This is a genomic window from Mixta mediterraneensis, assembly GCF_030283135.1.
GTDB classification, from domain to species: Bacteria; Pseudomonadota; Gammaproteobacteria; order Enterobacterales; family Enterobacteriaceae; genus Pantoea; species Pantoea mediterraneensis.
Genome location: NZ_JASUAZ010000011.1, coordinates 88,524 through 104,723, shown reverse-complemented (window position 1 = coordinate 104,723; position 16,200 = coordinate 88,524). Strand labels below are relative to the sequence as shown.

General features: G+C 53.9%; 11 protein-coding genes. 6 read left to right on the top strand and 5 right to left on the bottom strand.

Features of this window, described 5'->3' with window-relative positions; genetic code table 11:
* Positions 1 to 38: 38 nt before the first annotated feature.
* From asmA to udk, 3 genes are all read right to left on the bottom strand, one after another.
* On the bottom strand, positions 39 to 1,862 hold the full coding sequence (gene asmA, locus QRY16_RS09680) for an outer membrane assembly protein AsmA (protein WP_289776424.1): 1,824 nt from the start codon (positions 1,860 to 1,862) through the stop codon (positions 39 to 41).
* A 16-nt stretch (positions 1,863 to 1,878) separates the two neighbouring features.
* Positions 1,879 to 2,460 carry a dCTP deaminase gene (gene dcd / locus QRY16_RS09675; RefSeq protein WP_193404891.1) on the bottom strand — a complete coding sequence of 194 codons (582 nt, stop codon included), beginning with the start codon at positions 2,458 to 2,460 and terminating at the stop codon, positions 1,879 to 1,881.
* Positions 2,461 to 2,537: 77 nt separating this feature from the next.
* Positions 2,538 to 3,179 (bottom strand): uridine kinase, encoded by a 642-nt coding sequence (gene udk, locus QRY16_RS09670; protein ID WP_193404890.1) that lies wholly within the window; start codon positions 3,177 to 3,179, stop codon positions 2,538 to 2,540.
* A 284-nt stretch (positions 3,180 to 3,463) separates the two neighbouring features.
* On the opposite strand from udk, the gene QRY16_RS09665 reads away from it, so the two are divergent.
* The 3 genes from QRY16_RS09665 (at position 3,464) to yegD (ending at position 5,851) form a co-directional block, all read left to right on the top strand.
* Positions 3,464 to 4,078: a phosphatase PAP2 family protein gene (locus QRY16_RS09665; RefSeq protein ID WP_193404889.1), complete on the top strand. Its 615-nt coding sequence runs from the start codon at positions 3,464 to 3,466 to the stop codon at positions 4,076 to 4,078.
* 153 nt (positions 4,079 to 4,231) lie between these two features.
* On the top strand, positions 4,232 to 4,414 hold the full coding sequence (locus QRY16_RS09660) for a hypothetical protein (protein ID WP_289776423.1): 183 nt from the start codon (positions 4,232 to 4,234) through the stop codon (positions 4,412 to 4,414).
* 84 nt (positions 4,415 to 4,498) lie between these two features.
* Entirely contained in the window at positions 4,499 to 5,851 is a 1,353-nt protein-coding gene (gene yegD, locus QRY16_RS09655; RefSeq protein WP_289776422.1) for a molecular chaperone, read from the top strand.
* A gap of 141 nt (positions 5,852 to 5,992) precedes the next feature.
* Here yegD and QRY16_RS09650 read toward each other — a convergent pair whose 3' ends face one another.
* Both QRY16_RS09650 and QRY16_RS09645 read right to left on the bottom strand, forming a co-directional pair.
* Positions 5,993 to 7,336 (bottom strand): carbohydrate porin, encoded by a 1,344-nt coding sequence (locus QRY16_RS09650; RefSeq protein WP_289776421.1) that lies wholly within the window; start codon positions 7,334 to 7,336, stop codon positions 5,993 to 5,995.
* Positions 7,337 to 7,560: 224 nt separating this feature from the next.
* Positions 7,561 to 8,520 carry an aldo/keto reductase gene (locus QRY16_RS09645; protein ID WP_289776420.1) on the bottom strand — a complete coding sequence of 320 codons (960 nt, stop codon included), beginning with the start codon at positions 8,518 to 8,520 and terminating at the stop codon, positions 7,561 to 7,563.
* A 239-nt stretch (positions 8,521 to 8,759) separates the two neighbouring features.
* Between QRY16_RS09645 and QRY16_RS09640 the strand changes: the two genes are divergently transcribed.
* From QRY16_RS09640 to mdtC, 3 genes are read left to right on the top strand one after another with little or no spacing between them, the layout of a single operon-like run.
* Positions 8,760 to 9,992 (top strand): MdtA/MuxA family multidrug efflux RND transporter periplasmic adaptor subunit, encoded by a 1,233-nt coding sequence (locus tag QRY16_RS09640; RefSeq protein ID WP_289776419.1) that lies wholly within the window; start codon positions 8,760 to 8,762, stop codon positions 9,990 to 9,992.
* Positions 9,992 to 13,114 (top strand): MdtB/MuxB family multidrug efflux RND transporter permease subunit, encoded by a 3,123-nt coding sequence (locus QRY16_RS09635; RefSeq protein ID WP_289776418.1) that lies wholly within the window; start codon positions 9,992 to 9,994, stop codon positions 13,112 to 13,114. Before QRY16_RS09640 ends, QRY16_RS09635 begins: the two co-directional genes overlap by 1 nt.
* Positions 13,111 to 16,188 carry a multidrug efflux RND transporter permease subunit MdtC gene (mdtC, locus tag QRY16_RS09630; RefSeq protein ID WP_289776417.1) on the top strand — a complete coding sequence of 1,026 codons (3,078 nt, stop codon included), beginning with the start codon at positions 13,111 to 13,113 and terminating at the stop codon, positions 16,186 to 16,188. Before QRY16_RS09635 ends, mdtC begins: the two co-directional genes overlap by 4 nt.
* Positions 16,189 to 16,200: the final 12 nt, after the last annotated feature.

Here is a 16,200-nt window from a genome sequence, read left to right as displayed (position 1 = left end):
CTGAACAGGCCAGTCATGAAGCGTGAAACCTGCGCCCGTTACGGGCGCAGCAACGTTTTCATGTCACGGCGACTGTCCATTTCCTGCTGACGATCAATCCACTCATTCAAGCGTGATTTGGCTTCATTTTGCAGTCGGTTACGCAGGACCTCATCGACAGGTAATGTATATTGTACGTTATTCCAGTTGCCAAACATGCGCAACGGAATAGCCTGATCGGTCAGCGCGGCAACCAGCTTATCGTCACCGCTCCAGCCGCTGAATTTCAAACCAAGGGTGACATCCAGCTGCTGCTGCTGCAGGTCCACCTTGCCTTTACCTTGTAGCGCCAGATGTGTGCCGTGGCCGTTCAGGTCGTCGAACGTCAGCTCGCCGTGATTCAGCGCTACCTGCCCTGCGATCTGCTTAATACCTTGTTCATCATCTTCTTCGCTGCTGACGCGGTTACTGACCCGCGCGACGGCGCGGCGCACCATTTGTTGCAGATTAATCTGCGCCAGCCTGAGATTCTCGGCGCTAATGGCTGCCCTGCCCTGCCAGTCTTTTTTCGCCGCCTCAACGGACAGATTTTCACCTGACAGTTGTCCAGATAAGCTCACCGTGCCCTGTAACGATTCTGGCAGCCCCAGCGCATTAAGGAGCGGTTGAATCGCTACCTGCTGCAATTCTGGCTGCAAAGTTACCCGTGTTTCAGGTTGTCGAATATCAACCGTACCCGGAACAGAAAAACTGCCTGCGCCGAGCGCGCCTTTCAGCGTGTTCAGCTGCATCAGGCCCTGCTGATTACTGGCATCAAGCTGTAAATTATTGAGGGTTAACCCGCGCCACTCCGCGCTGTCGGCACGCAGTTTTAAAGCCAGATCGAGCGTCTTAAGCGGCGAATCGGCGTTACTTTGCTCTCGCGCCTCGGCAATTACCGGCGCGCGGGCAACGGTCGCGTGTTGCTCACCTTCACCAATACGCTTTGCTGCGTTCACCATTAAGTTATCAAGGTTTAGCGAAGTAGCATGAAGATTGAGCGCTAAACGCGGCGGCTCTGCCAGACTGCCTTCCGCCTCACCGGACAGCGAACTGTCATTGGCAGTCAGTTGCAGGCCAGTAACGGCAAACTGCTGTTTATCGCCGTTCCAGCTTCCCTGAAAACTCAGCGAGCCTTTAATACCCTGCGGCTGAATATCGGCACCCGCCAGCGTGTAATCAAGCTGATCAATCTGCCCGCTCAGGCGATGCGGGTACTGCGATGCATCCAGCGCACCTTTTACCTTCACCGTCGCGTTGCGTTGATTGCGCGTCAGGTTGGTACTTAAGGTGATCGTGGCTTGTTTATGATCGTCCTGTTCAAGATTGAGATTGAAGTCGCGGAAGTTATATTCGTCGCCACCCGCTTGTTGCCAGATGACTAAACTGTCGGCGACTTTAAGCTGGCCGATATTAAATGACCAGCCGTCAGAAGGAGATGGCGGCTCTGCATTACGCGGCCCCTGCGGCACATTCTGCGGCCTTTTTTCTGCGCTGTCTGGCGTGACGCGCACCACAGCGTTTTTCAGCATAACCTGGCTGACACTTAACTGATGCGATAGCAAGGGCCACAGATTAACATCAAGCCGCATGTTTTCCGCTGAGACCACAGGCTGTGCAGCACCCGGCGCGGTTAAGCTCATGCGGCCTGAAAGAATGCTCATCTGCGGCCAAACGTGCCAACGCAAATCGCCATGCAGGTCGAGCCGATACCCACTACGTTGTTCAACCTGTTGCACCATATAGGCACGGAAGTCGTTGGGATTCACCAGTAATACTAATGCGGTCATTCCCGCTACGACCACCACTAACAGGATGGCCAGCGTGGGTGTCACTCTTCTCATGACGTCCTCAGTAAATTCAGTCTTTGTCGATACGGCTGGCGTCGGCACCCTGCTGTCCGCGATACTTCGCATCTTCGCGACGGTTATAAGGGCGCGCGGCTGGGCCAGAGAGCGGCTCAAAGCTCAGCGCGCCAATCAACATGCCAGGACGCAGCGCCAGCGGTAATTTACCGGAGTTGTAAAATTCGAGCACAATGCGGCCCTGCCAGCCGGGATCGATACGGTGCGCGGTGACGTGTACCATCAAACCCAGGCGGGCCAGTGAAGATCGACCATCCAGCCAGCCGACTAAATCGTCAGGCAGCGTCACCGATTCCAGCGTCACCGCCAGCGCTAGCTCGCCCGGATGCAAAAAGAAGGCTTCGCCTTCCGGCAGGACAATTTCATCGCTCATGACGCGATCCAGCGCGGCGCTGACTTCATGTTTCGGTCCGCTCAGGTCAATAAATGCCGCCGTGTGGCCACTGAAAGTACGGAACTGATTGCCCAGGCGCACATCGACCGTGGCCCCATTAATGCGTTCCATCGGCGGGCGCGGCGTAATCGCCAGCTTGCCGGTATCCAGCCAGGCTTCAATATCGCGGTCGCATAATCTCATTGACGTAACTCCATGAATTAAGTGTAGCGAACGGTCAGCATGACGTACCGTTCGCGTCACGTCCTGTCAGACGCAGATTATTCAAAAAACTGATTGATTTTGGCTTTGAGAATATCAATAGCGATGCGGTTTTTTCCACCACGCGGCACAATAATATCGGCATACTGCTTAGAGGGTTCGATGAATTGCAGGAACATCGGACGCACCGTTTTTTGATACTGACTCATGACCGAATCCATCGAACGACCACGCTCATTAACGTCACGCTTCATGCGCCGCATTAAACAAATATCGAGTGGCGTATCGACAAAAATGGAGAAGTTAAGTTCCTGGCGCAGGCGCGAGTCGGTCAGTAACAGAATACCTTCCAGAATAATAACTTTTTTCGGTTTGAGATGAATAGATTCCTGAGTGCGCGTGTGTTCAACATAGCTGTAAACCGGCAGATGAATATCCTGACCGGCTTTAACCGCACGCAAATGTTGCAGTAACAAATCATGATCCATCGCGCTGGGATGGTCATAATTGGTTTTAACCCTCTCTTCCATGGTGAGGTGACTTTGATCTTTGTAATAAGCATCTTCAGGGATCACCCCGATATGCTCGTCACCAACCTGATCACGGATTTCACGATAGAGCGTACTGGCAATTAAACTTTTACCGGATGCGGACGCACCGGCAATGCCAACAATCACGCACTGATGAGACTTGTCAGTCATACTTTTAAAGACCTGATAACTGGAGCCAGCGACTGTACACGGATTACGCGCCCAGCCTGCGGGCCTAAATGGAGAGGGTGAGTTGGCGCTAAGTATAGGGATTTCGGCGTTTTGATGCCAGAGAAATGGCGCCAGCGGCTTTTCAGAATTTCCCCTTTGGAAGCTAATCATTTCATGGATAAACTAGCGGCCAGTTTCGATCCGCACAAAGCGGCCGTGGCAACACCCTTTTTGCCGCATGATGGCGGGAATCATCGTGTCCGCCAGTATTCACAAGGAGTCGTATGCTCTGGAAGACCTTGACCTACTTTGGCGACAGTATGCTGTTGATCCCGACGGCGGTGATCATCGCGCTGATTCTGCCGTGGAAAAGCGATAATCGCCGCACCGCGTTATATTGGATTGTGGCGTTTGGTTTGGCGGGTTTGTTTGTCAGTCTGTCTAAAATTCTGTTTCTCGGCTTTGGTATTGGTAGCGCCCGGTTTAACTTCACGGGCTTCAGTGGTCACAGCGCAATGTCTGCCACCTTATGGCCGGTAATGTTGTGGTTAATCTCTGGACGCTGGTCCGGTTTATGGCGCGGATTCGCCATTGGTATGGGCTATATGATTCCGCTGTTGGTGGGGTTTTCGCGCCTGGTTATTCATGCGCACTCAAAAAGCGAAGTGGCTACCGGCTTGTTGCTCGGCTTTACCTTAAGCACCGCTTTCCTGATTTCGCAGCGCCGGACAGCATTAAAAGGTTTTAGCTGGCCGCAGATTAGCGCTGCATTACTGGTGCCGGTGCTGCTGTTAAGCCATGGCCGTGTTGCCACCACTCAACAATTCCTTGAGCGCTTTTCCGCCGATCTGGCTGGCTTAGAAAAACCGTTTACCCGCGCCGATCTTTTCCGCCAGTAATCACTAAAATGGCCTCCCATGGTTGAAAGGCCACGTTATCGCCGAATAACGCCTCTGACAACATAATCGCCCCTGCAAAGCGGCGCACACTGCTGGGACTATACCTGACCTCTTGCCTCCCATAACTCACAGCGGATTTCGCGGATTGCTACCATGGAATCCCATTTTTCTGACGTTTTTTGCCTGGTATTGATGCTGGTGAGCGGCAAGGCGGTCTCGCCTTTTGTCTTTGGACAGGCTATTTTCAGCCTTATTAGCCTGTTACGGCTTGCGACAGTGCGGCTGGCGGGTCCGGCCTGGGGGCTTTTGAATACGTTAGCCAGCCTTAATGCGTGATGCCCGGGGCAGCGCAGTAAGCCGCTTGCCAGCCCTGTCAAGCTACGCTAAAGTCGCCCCCTTTTTTCCGGCTCGGGGGCAAAGATGTTTATAGGATTTGATTACGGCACGGCCAACTGTTCTATTGCGGTAAGCGAACAAGGTGCGCCGCGCCTGTTGACGCTGGAAAATGGTCAGCGCCTGCTGCCTTCAATGCTCTGTGCGCCCACGCGTGAATCCATCAGCGAATGGCTTTACCGCCATCATCAAGTCGCCACGCCCGACAGTGAAACTACCGCGTTATTACAGCGAGCACTGCGTTATAACCGTGAAGAAGATATTGAAGTCCTGCCTGGTAGCGTGCAGTTTGGTCTGACCGCGCTGCAAAACTATATGGTCGATCCTGAAGACGTGTGGTTCGTTAAATCCCCTAAGTCATTTCTCGGTGCCAGCGGCCTGAAGCCACAACAGATTGCGTTATTTGAAGATCTGGTCTGCGCCATGATGCTGCATATTCGTCAGCAAGGTGAAAGTCAGCTCGGCCAGACGATTGATCAGGCGGTAATTGGCCGCCCGATTAACTTCCAGGGTTTAGGTAGCGAGGACGCTAACCAGCAGGCAGAAGGGATTCTGTTGCGTGCGGCTAAGCGCGCCGGTTTTCGTGATGTCGAATTTCAGTTTGAGCCGGTGGCCGCTGGCCTGGATTTTGAAGCAACGCTGGAAAAAGAGACGCGCGTGCTGGTTGTTGATATTGGCGGCGGCACAACTGACTGCTCAATGCTGCTAATGGGACCGCAATGGCGCAATCAGGCCGATCGTCGTGAAAGCCTGCTGGGTCACAGCGGTTGCCGTATTGGCGGTAACGATCTTGATATTATGCTGGCGTTCAAAACGTTGATGCCATTGCTTGGTCTTGGCGGTAATACCCAGAATGGCATCGCCCTGCCCGCGCTCCCCTGGTGGAACGCTGTCGCAATCAATGACGTTCCGGCGCAAAGTGAATTTTACTCCGTGGCCTGCGGTAAATTGCTGCGTGATTTAGTTCGCGATGCAGAGAACAGCGACACCGTTGCCCGCCTGTTAAAGGTGTGGCAGCAGAAGCTGAGTTATCGTCTGGTACGTGCAGCGGAAGAGAGCAAAATTGCCCTATCGGATCGCGTTGAAACCGACACGCCACTCGACTTTATTGCCCCTTCTTTACAGGCAGCCATCAGCGTGGAGATGTTGCGCGAAGCCATCAATCAGCCGCTGGAAAAGATCCTTGAGCAGGTGCATCTGGCGCTGGCGACCAGCCATATTAAACCAGATGTCATTTATCTGACCGGAGGCAGCGCACGTTCGCCGCTGTTGCGTGCAGCGTTGCAGCAGGCATTACCGGATACGCCTATTGGGGGCGGAGATGATTTTGCCTCGGTAACGGCAGGATTAGCCCGCTGGGCGGAAGTGATGTTTGCTTAATGGCTGATGAGTTTGAATAAAGTGATACGGTCCTTAACGGACCGTTTTTTATGGCTGTAACGGCATAGAAAGAACAGGGTTAGCCTGTTTGATCGCGAATAAACTGCAGGCGGATCGCTCTCGCTAACCCCGTGAACTTAATTAAAAGGCGATATTCGCGCTGATGCCGCCAATAAACGCATCTTTCACTTCACTCACCGCACCCGGCGCGGTGACATATTGCAGGTTCGGACGCAGCGACATCCATTTCGTCACTTTAGCGTTGTAATAGATTTCGTAATCGTATTCAGAACCATCCTGAATCGGCAAATACGTTGGGCTATTGTAGTCGGTTTCACCATTAGCCGCATTCTGCTGACGCAGCGAGCGGGTATAGGTACTGTTTACGTGAATACGTGCGGCACCGATGCCAATCTCATCATCGGGACGCGCATCAAACGGTCCTTTCCAGGTAAACGCAATGGACTGATAGTTATCCGTTTTCGACGTTTTGTGGTCGTTCATTACCGCCTGAACGCGCACGCCTAAACCACGATGCACATCGCCATCCTGTGCTGTTAACTGTTGTTGCAACAACACGTAACCGCCGTAAGCGTGGTCCTGCTCCTGATACGCCCCGTTGCGCCAGCTGCCATAAACATCCCCGTTAGCAGAAGAGTAGTAACCGCCGATGCGATAGTTACCCGGCAGTTTTTGTGGACCAAACTGCGGCATCCAGCCCAGTTCAGCCGGAACCATGTTCCCTTCGGAATTGCTGGTATCAAGACGGAAGCCGTCACCGCGATTGTAGTTCGCCTGGTTTTGGTTATAGAAACCAACCTGGAAGAACACCTCAGGGGTAAAATTCAGCTTGATACGGCCACCCCATTGCGAAACTGGCCAGTTAAACCACCGATCGCCACGCCAGTTACCGGCCTGACCGCTACCCAGCGCAAGGTTCTGGAACAGGTTGCCGTCAAAATTATCAAAGTCTTCGCCAACGGTGACGCGGCCAGCTTTAATATCCACGACGTCATCAAACAAGCCCTTACGTAACCAGAACTGGGTCAGACGCCAGGTTTGTCCACGTCCATACACTTCCTGAACGGATGACAACATCCCGGTGCGTTTGTCAGCAACCTGATCCGACACGTTATGTCCGTCACGATTGGTAACGGTCATCTGGAATTCCGCATCCTGCCAGTTCAGCAGTTTTTCCAGATCGAAATTGGTGGAAAATGTCCACTGGTCGCTGTAGCGCATGGTGGTATTAGTGTCAGCACCACCCCCTAAATTCGCGGCGCTTTCCATGGTGTAGTTAACATCAAATTTAATGCCGTCATCCTGTAGCTGCGTTCGGTAGCCGCCCCAGTCACCGAACATCCATTCAGAGTCAGGGCTAAGCGCGTCAGCCGCTAAAGCCGAGCCGCTTAACATGGCGAACATCAGGGTGCCGGTCGCTACGCGACGCAGCGGAAAACGTTGCACTGCTTTTTTGCTTTTCATGATGTTTATTCTTATGTGAGTTGCTGGATAGTAAGCGCAGAGAATAGGATCGGGAAAAGTTCAATTTTTATAAAAAAGTGCGCAAAAATCCCCTAAGAAACCGTTTCTTTACACATTTGTGAATTGGATCGCTTATTGTTAATACTTTTGTGAGGTTGTATGTTTTTTTATTGTGCTTTTTTTATGAAAAGTATGAAAAGGAGCATCCCTGCCCCTGCTGAAAATTAACTGCTGGCGTTGGCCAGTTGTTCAATTTCTGCTTGCGTCAGCTTCAACTGTGTCGCGCCGACTAAATCATCGAGTTGCGTCAGCGAAGTCGCACTGACGATAGGTGCGGTAATACCCGGACGGGCGATTTGCCAGGCCAGCGCAACCTGCGTCGGTGAAACCTGATGCGCCTGACTGATCTCATCCAGCGACGCAAGGATTTTTAACCCGCGTGGATTGAGATATTTCTCTACCACACCTTGTCCACGTGCGCTTTTGCTGGCATCTGCGGCGCTACGGTATTTGCCGCTAAGGAAACCGCTGGCGAGCGAGTAATAGTTGATGACGCCTAAACCGTGTTCCGTTACCACCTTTTCCAGTTCGGCTTCGTAGACTTCCCGATCGTAAAGGTTGTACTCCGGTTGCAGGGTTTCATAACGCGCCAATCCTTCTTTTTCACTTGTTTGCAAGGCTTCCTGCAAGCGGGCGGCACTGTAATTGGAAGCACCAATCGCGCGCACTTTGCCTTCTTTAATCAGCAAATCAAAAGCGTTTAACGTCTCTGCCAATGGCGTGTCTTCATCATCACGGTGGGCTTGATAAATATCGATATAATCCGTTTGCAGACGACGCAAAGAGTCCTCAACAGCCTGACGAATATATTGCGGTTTTAGCCCGGTTTTTTCCGGTGACATTTCCATACCGACTTTAGTCGCCAGTACGATGCTGTCTCGTTTGCCGCTTTTTTTCAGCCAGTGACCAATAATCGTTTCCGATTCGCCTCCCTTATTGCCGGGCGCCCAACGTGAATAAACGTCAGCCGTATCGATAAACCACAATCCTTTATCCACCAGCGCATCCAACAGAGAAAACGAGGTGCTTTGGTCAATGGTCCAGCCAAATACGTTGCCGCCAAACGTTAGCAACGGTACTTCAATGCCACTGTCACCTAACTGCCGGGTTTCAATTTGACTCATGGGGTTCTCCTTTAAGCGAGTCGAGAGGAACGCTCACTCAGCATAGCAAAGGGATTTGGCGCGTTTATGCATAATCCGGGCGGAATATTGTCAGAATATGAATACTTACCCCGACCTGACAGTTATCCTTATTTCCTTCAATTTCTGTCCGACAGAGACAGCTACACTCTGTCGTTTGCAGGCCGACGACTTTCGGCTTGTTTATGGAACGACGACACTGCTGGAGAGCAATAAAAAAGATGAGCACCCGCAATCCTTTTACGAAAAAAAGCCTGATGGTTCTGGTGGTGCTTGCCGCTGCCGTAGGCGCTTATTACTGGTGGCAGCATCCGGCGCAGCCCAATACCGACACGCAAGCGGATACCCACCCGCAACGTGGAAAAGGCGGCAACCGCGCCCGTCGTCCGCTGGCGCCAGTGCAGGCTGCCAGCGCCACCACGCAAAGCGTGCCGCAATATCTCAGCGGTTTAGGCACGGTTACCGCAGCCAATACGGTCACGGTGCGCAGCCGGGTAAATGGTGATTTGGTTGCAATTCATTTTGATGAAGGTCAGCAGGTCAAAGCCGGTCAGCTGCTGGCAGAAATCGATCCACGTCCCTATCAGGTGGCATTAACCCAGGCACAAGGCCAGCTGGCAAAAGACCAGGCAACCCTTGCTAATGCCCGACGCGATCTGGCGCGCTACGAAAAGCTGGCGAAAACTTCGCTGGTGTCACAACAGGAGCTCGATACCCAGCGCTCACTGGTCAGTGAGACACAGGGCACCATCAAGGCTGATGAGGGCAGCGTCGCCAGCGCCCAGCTCGATCTGACCTACAGCCGCATTACCTCCCCGATTGACGGACGAGTCGGCCTGAAACAGGTTGACGTGGGTAACTACCTTACCAGCGGCGATACCAGCGGGATTGTGGTCATCACCCAAACGCATCCTGTCGATGTTGTTTTCAGCGTGGCTGAAAACAACATCAGCCAGATTTTAAAAGCACAGAAAGGCAGCGAGCCTCTGTTGGTGGAAGCCTGGGATCGCAGTAATCAGAACCTTTTGACTACCGGTAAATTGCTTAGCCTCGACAATCAAATTGATGTCACTACCGGCACCATCAAAATCAAAGCACGCTTCGATAATCAGGACGATCTACTGTTCCCTAACCAGTTCGTCAATGCGCGATTAAAGGTCAATACCTTGCAGGATGCGATTGTGATCCCCACTGCTGCACTGCAAATGGGGAATGAAGGCCACTTCGTCTGGGTGATCAACAGCGAGAATAAAGTCAGCAAAAAAAGCGTCACCGCGGGGTTGCAGGATAGCCAAAAAGTGGTGATCAGCGCCGGGCTGGAATCCGGCGAGCGCGTTGTCACCGACGGATTAGATCGTCTGACTGAAGGCGCCACCGTAGAGGTCGTCGCGCCGCAAAGCACCGCTACACATAGCAGTCGCGCGACGTTGCCATCGAAGGGAGATCGCGAGTAATGCAGGTGTTGCCTCCTGATTCCAGCGGTGGACCGTCGCGCCAGTTTATTCTGCGCCCGGTCGCAACCACACTCTTAATGATTGCTATTTTACTGGCAGGCGTGCTCGGCTACCGCTTTTTGCCGGTCTCGGCACTGCCCGAAGTGGATTATCCAACCATTCAGGTCGTCACGCTTTATCCCGGCGCCAGCCCGGATGTGGTGGCTTCTTCAATAACGGCTCCGCTGGAACGTCAGTTTGGTCAGATGTCCGGCCTGAAGCAGATGGCTTCGCAAAGCTCCGGCGGTGCGTCGGTGGTCACGCTACAGTTTCAGCTCACGCTACCGCTCGACGTTGCCGAACAGGAAGTGCAGGCGGCAATCAACTCCGCGACAAATCTGTTGCCCAGCGATCTGCCAAATCCGCCGGTTTACAGCAAGGTCAACCCCGCCGACCCGCCAATTATGACGCTTGCCGTTACCACCAGCAGCATGCCGCTGACCCAGGTTCAGGACATGGTGGAAACGCGCATCGCACAGAAAATTTCCCAGGTTTCTGGCGTGGGTCTGGTCACGCTTTCCGGCGGCCAGCGACCCGCAGTGCGGGTGAAAATGAATGCGCAGGCACTAGCGGCGTCAGGCTTAACCAGTGAAACCGTACGGACCGCAATCAGCAATGCTAACGTCAATTCGGCCAAAGGCAGCCTTGATGGCCCAACGCGTTCTGTCACGCTCTCTGCCAACGATCAGATGAAATCAGCAGAGGATTATCGTCAACTGATCGTTAGCTACAACAATGGCGCACCAGTGCGATTGGGTGATGTGGCCACCATCGAACAAGGTGCCGAAAACAGCTGGCTCGGCGCCTGGGCCAATCGCGATCCGGCCATTGTACTGAACGTGCAGCGTCAGCCAGGCGCAAATATTATCGCCACCGCTGACAATATTCGCGCCATGCTGCCTGCGTTGACGGCAACGTTGCCAAAGTCGGTGGATGTGAAGTTGCTTACCGATCGCACCACCAATATTCGCGCATCCGTCAGCGATACTCAGCATGAGTTAATGCTAGCAATGGCGCTGGTGGTGATGATCATCTATCTGTTCCTGCGCAACGTTCCCGCCACTGTCATCCCAGCCGTCGCGGTGCCGCTGTCGCTGATCGGCACTTTCGCCGCCATGTATTTCCTTGGCTTCTCGATCAACAACCTGACGCTGATGGCATTAACTATCGCCACCGGCTTTGTGGTAGACGATGCGATAGTGGTGATCGAAAACATCTCACGCTATATCGAAAAAGGCGAAAAGCCGCTCACCGCCGCCCTTAAAGGGGCGGGTGAAATTGGTTTTACCATTATCTCCCTGACCTTCTCACTGATTGCAGTATTAATTCCGCTGCTGTTTATGGGCGATGTGATTGGTCGTCTGTTCCGCGAATTCGCCGTCACGCTGGCGGTGGCGATTTTGATTTCGGGTATTGTATCGCTGACGCTGACGCCAATGATGTGCGCACGTATGCTGAGCGTTGAATCACTGCGCAAGCAGAATCGTTTCTCGCGCGCCAGTGAGGCGATGTTTGACCGCATCATTGCGGTTTACGGTCGCGGTTTAAGCCGGGTGCTGAATCATCCCTGGCTGACTTTGTCGGTGGCGCTTGGCACGCTGGTTTTAACCGTTTTGCTGTGGATAGCGATCCCGAAAGGCTTCTTTCCGCAGCAGGACAACAGCATTATTCAGGGCACCTTGCAGGCCCCCCAGTCAGTCTCCTACGCCAGCATGGCGCAGCGTACCCGCGATGTCGCCTCAATCATTATGAAAGACCCCGCGGTACAAAGCCTGACCTCGTTTGTTGGCGTGGACGGCACGAATGCCGCATTAAATAGCGCGCGTTTGCAGATCAACCTGAAACCGCTGAGCGAGCGCGATGATCGTATTCCTGAAGTGGAGCAGCGTTTACAACAGCAGGTAAACCAGATCCCTGGCGTACAGCTATGGCTACAAGCCGTACAGGATTTGACGATTGAAACTCAGGCCAGCCGCACGCCGTATCAGTTCACCCTGCAATCAGGATCGCTGGAGTCATTAAGTACCTGGGTGCCAGCGCTGCTGAGTGAGCTAAACAGGTTACCGCAGCTACGTGATGTCAGCAGCAACTGGCAGGATCAGGGACTGGAAGCTTACGTAAATGTTGATCGCGCCAGCGCCAGCCGCCTGGGCATTAACATGGCGGACATCGATAATGCCCTGTATAACGCCTTTGGTCAGCGGTTGATCTCGACTATTTACACCCAGGCTAATCAATATCGCGTGGTGCTGGAGCAGGACAATCGCACTACGCCAGGGCTGGAAAGTCTGGACGCGATCCGCCTGGCCAGCAGCGACGGCGGCAGCGTGCCGCTCAGCGCCATCGCCAAAATCGAACAACGCTATACTCCCCTGAGTATTAACCATCTCGATCAGTTTCCATCCGCCACCTTCTCGTTTAACGTCGCCGACGGCTATTCACTTGAAGATGCGGTTAAGGCCGTAACGCAAGCCGAAGGCCAACTCGGTATGCCTTCAGACGTTATGACGCAATTTCAGGGCAGCACGCTGGCGTTTGAAGCCGCGCTGAGCAGCACCGTTTGGCTGATTGTGGCGGCAATTGTCGCAATGTACATCGTGTTGGGCGTGTTATATGAAAGCTTTATCCATCCGATCACCATTCTTTCGACGCTGCCAACCGCGGGGGTCGGCGCGCTGCTGGCGTTGATGTTAAGCGGCAACGAGCTGGATATTGTTGGCATCATTGGCATTATTTTGCTGATCGGCATCGTGAAGAAAAATGCCATCATGATGATCGACTTTGCGCTGGCTGCTGAACGCGAACAGGGCATGGCTCCGTATGACGCCATTTATCAGGCCTGCCTGCTGCGCTTCCGCCCGATTTTGATGACCACGCTGGCGGCGCTGTTGGGGGCGCTGCCGCTGATGCTCAGTACCGGCGTTGGCGCCGAGTTGCGTCATCCGCTGGGGCTTGCGATGGTTGGCGGTTTAATCCTCAGCCAGATCCTGACGCTGTTTACCACGCCGGTTATCTACCTGCTGTTTGATCGTCTGGCGCTCGCTACGCGCCATCGCCTGGGACGTTCGGAGGCGGCAGAGTGAAGTTCTTCGCGCTGTTTATCCACCGACCGGTCGCCACGACGCTGTTAACAATTGCGATTGCGCTGGCGGGCATACCTGGATTTCGTTTGTTGCCCGTGGCTCCGCTGCCCCAGGTGGATTTTCCCGTTATCGTTATTTCCGCCTCGCTGCCGGGCGCTGCGCCTGAGACGATGGCCTCATCGGTGGCGACGCCGCTGGAGCGATCGCTGGGGCGCATTGCGGGCGTCAGTGAAATGTCCTCCACCAGTTCGCTGGGCAGCACGCGCATCATTCTGGTATTTGATTTTGATCGCGACATTAACGGTGCTGCGCGCGATGTGCAGGCCGCGATTAACGCGGCACAAAGCCTGCTGCCAACCGGTATGCCCTCTCGACCAACCTATCGCAAAGCTAACCCATCTGATGCGCCAGTAATGATTTTGACGCTGACCTCGGACATCTACAATCCGGGTCAACTGTACGATTATGCCTCAACGCAACTGGCACAAAAGCTGTCACAAATTGAGGGCGTCGGGGATGTCACGGTAGGGGGCAGCTCATTACCAGCCGTGCGCGTGGCGCTGAATCCGCAGGCGCTGTTTAATCAGGGCGTTTCGCTGGATGCGGTGCGTGAAGCCATTTCCAACGCCAACCAGCGTCGCCCGCAAGGAGCGCTGGAGGATCGCGAACAGCGCTGGCAGCTGCGTACCAATGATAAGTTGCAAAGCGCCAGCGAATACCAGCCGCTGATTGTGCATTACAATAATGGCGCGGCGGTAAAACTGTCAGATGTGGCAACGGTAAAGGATTCAGTGCAGGACGTTCGCAACGCCGGGATGTCACGCGGTAAACCTGCGGTGTTGCTGGTCGTGCGTAAAACGCCCGAAGCCAATGTTATTGATACCGTGGATCGCATCCGTGCCGAACTGCCAGAACTGCATGAAGTGATCCCGGCGGCGATTGACTTGCAGGTGGCGCAGGATCGCTCTCCGACAATACGCGCCTCGCTGCATGAAGTTGAGCAATCCCTGGTTATTGCAGTGGTGCTGGTGATTCTGGTGGTGTTTGCCTTCCTGCGTTCGGGACGCGCCACGCTGATCCCCGCCGTAGCGGTGCCGGTTTCACTCATTGGCACCTTTGCGGCAATGTATCTGTGCGGCTTTAGCCTGAATAATCTGTCACTGATGGCGCTGACTATCGCCACCGGATTTGTGGTGGATGATGCGATTGTGGTGCTGGAAAATATTGCACGTCATGTCGAAGCCGGAATGAAGCCGTTGCCTGCGGCGCTGAAAGGGGTGCATGAAGTCGGGTTTACCGTGCTGTCGATGAGTTTGTCATTGATTGCGGTGTTCCTGCCGTTGCTGATGACGGGCGGCTTGATTGGCCGATTTTTTGCCGAGTTTGCTATCACGCTCTCGGTAGCGATTATCATCTCGCTCTTTATCTCCGTCACGCTCACGCCGATGATGTGTGCTTATTTGCTGAAGCCGCACGCGCCGCGCAGCCAGCCGCGTCGGCGTGGTTTTGGCCGTGTCTTGCTGTCGATGCAACAAGGTTATGGTCGTTCACTGCATTGGGTGCTTGATCATGCGCGTTGGGTACTGATGCTGTTGTTGGGCACCGTGGCGCTGACCGTCTGGCTGTTTATCAGCATTCCTAAAACTTTTATGCCTGAACAGGATACGGGCCGCCTTTCTGGTTTTATCTCTGCCGATCAGAGCATTTCGTTTCAGGCGATGCGCGGCAAATTGCAGGATTTCATGCAAATCGTGGGGGCCGATCCGGCGGTAGATAGCGTGGTCGGGTTTACCGGTGGACAACGTACCAACAGCGGATCGATGTTCATTTCGCTAAAACCGCTGTCGGAGCGTAACGAAAGTGCGCAGGAAGTGATTGCGCGATTGCGCATAAAGCTGGCAAAAGAGCCGGGGGCAAATCTCTATCTGAACGCGGTTCAGGATATTCGCGTCGGCGGGCGTGAATCCAACGCCAGCTATCGATATTCGCTGCTGTCGGACAATCTCAACGATTTAAGAACCTGGGAACCGAAGATCCGACAGGCATTTGCGGCCTTGCCGGAGCTGGCAGATGTGAACTCCGATCAGCAGGACAAAGGCAGCGAGATGGCGCTGACCTATGACCGCGACAGCATGGCACGCCTAGGCATTGATGTTTCTGAAGCCAATGCCCTGTTAAATAATGCCTTTGGTCAACGCCAGATTTCCACTATTTATCAGCCGCTCAATCAGTACAAAGTCGTGATGGAAATCGATCCGCGCTATACCCAGGACATCAGCGCGCTGGATCAGATGTTTGTCATTAACAACGAAGGCAAAGCCATTCCGCTGTCGTGGTTTGCCAAATGGCAACCCGCCAATGCCCCGCTGTCGGTAAACCATGATGGCTTATCTGCCGCGACGACAATTTCATTTAACCTGCCGGAAGGCGTGTCGCTGTCGCAGGCGTCAGAAGCCATTGACCGCACCATGACGGCGCTGGGCGTACCCGCCAGCGTACGTGGCAGCTTTGCCGGCACCGCGCAGGTGTTCCAGCAGTCGCAAAATAGTCAGGTGTGGCTGATGTTAGCGGCCATCGCGGCGGTGTATATCGTGCTGGGCATACTTTATGAAAGCTATGTGCATCCGCTGACGATTCTGTCAACGCTGCCTTCGGCGGGCGTGGGCGCGCTGCTGGCGCTGGTGTTGTTCGATACGCCGTTCAGCCTGATAGCCTTGATCGGTATTCTGTTGCTGATTGGTATCGTGAAAAAAAATGCCATTATGATGGTTGATTTTGCTTTGGATGCCGAGCGTAACGGCAACCTCTGCGCGCGCGACGCAATTTTCCAGGCGTGTCTGCTGCGCTTCCGGCCGATTTTAATGACCACGCTGGCAGCGCTGTTCGGTGCGCTACCCTTGGTATTAAGCAGCGGCGACGGCGCGGAGCTGCGCCAACCGCTCGGCATCACTATTGCGGGCGGCCTGGTGATGAGTCAGCTACTCACGCTCTACACCACACCAGTGGTGTATTTGATGATGGATAAACTGCGGCGCAAAAAGCCGTCTCATGCCGTTAACGCCACACAAAGTTAAGGGGACGAATTG

What these genes read in the sequence shown, in the direction of transcription:
- asmA (WP_289776424.1), bottom strand. Translation starts at nt 1,862, where the DNA reads ATGAGAAGAGTGACACCCACGCTGGCCATCCTGTTAGTGGTGGTCGTA.
- dcd (WP_193404891.1), bottom strand. Translation starts at nt 2,460, where the DNA reads ATGAGATTATGCGACCGCGATATTGAAGCCTGGCTGGATACCGGCAAG.
- udk (WP_193404890.1), bottom strand. Translation starts at nt 3,179, where the DNA reads ATGACTGACAAGTCTCATCAGTGCGTGATTGTTGGCATTGCCGGTGCG.
- QRY16_RS09665 (WP_193404889.1), top strand. Translation starts at nt 3,464, where the DNA reads ATGCTCTGGAAGACCTTGACCTACTTTGGCGACAGTATGCTGTTGATC.
- QRY16_RS09660 (WP_289776423.1), top strand. Translation starts at nt 4,232, where the DNA reads ATGGAATCCCATTTTTCTGACGTTTTTTGCCTGGTATTGATGCTGGTG.
- yegD (WP_289776422.1), top strand. Translation starts at nt 4,499, where the DNA reads ATGTTTATAGGATTTGATTACGGCACGGCCAACTGTTCTATTGCGGTA.
- QRY16_RS09650 (WP_289776421.1), bottom strand. Translation starts at nt 7,336, where the DNA reads ATGAAAAGCAAAAAAGCAGTGCAACGTTTTCCGCTGCGTCGCGTAGCG.
- QRY16_RS09645 (WP_289776420.1), bottom strand. Translation starts at nt 8,520, where the DNA reads ATGAGTCAAATTGAAACCCGGCAGTTAGGTGACAGTGGCATTGAAGTA.
- QRY16_RS09640 (WP_289776419.1), top strand. Translation starts at nt 8,760, where the DNA reads ATGAGCACCCGCAATCCTTTTACGAAAAAAAGCCTGATGGTTCTGGTG.
- QRY16_RS09635 (WP_289776418.1), top strand. Translation starts at nt 9,992, where the DNA reads ATGCAGGTGTTGCCTCCTGATTCCAGCGGTGGACCGTCGCGCCAGTTT.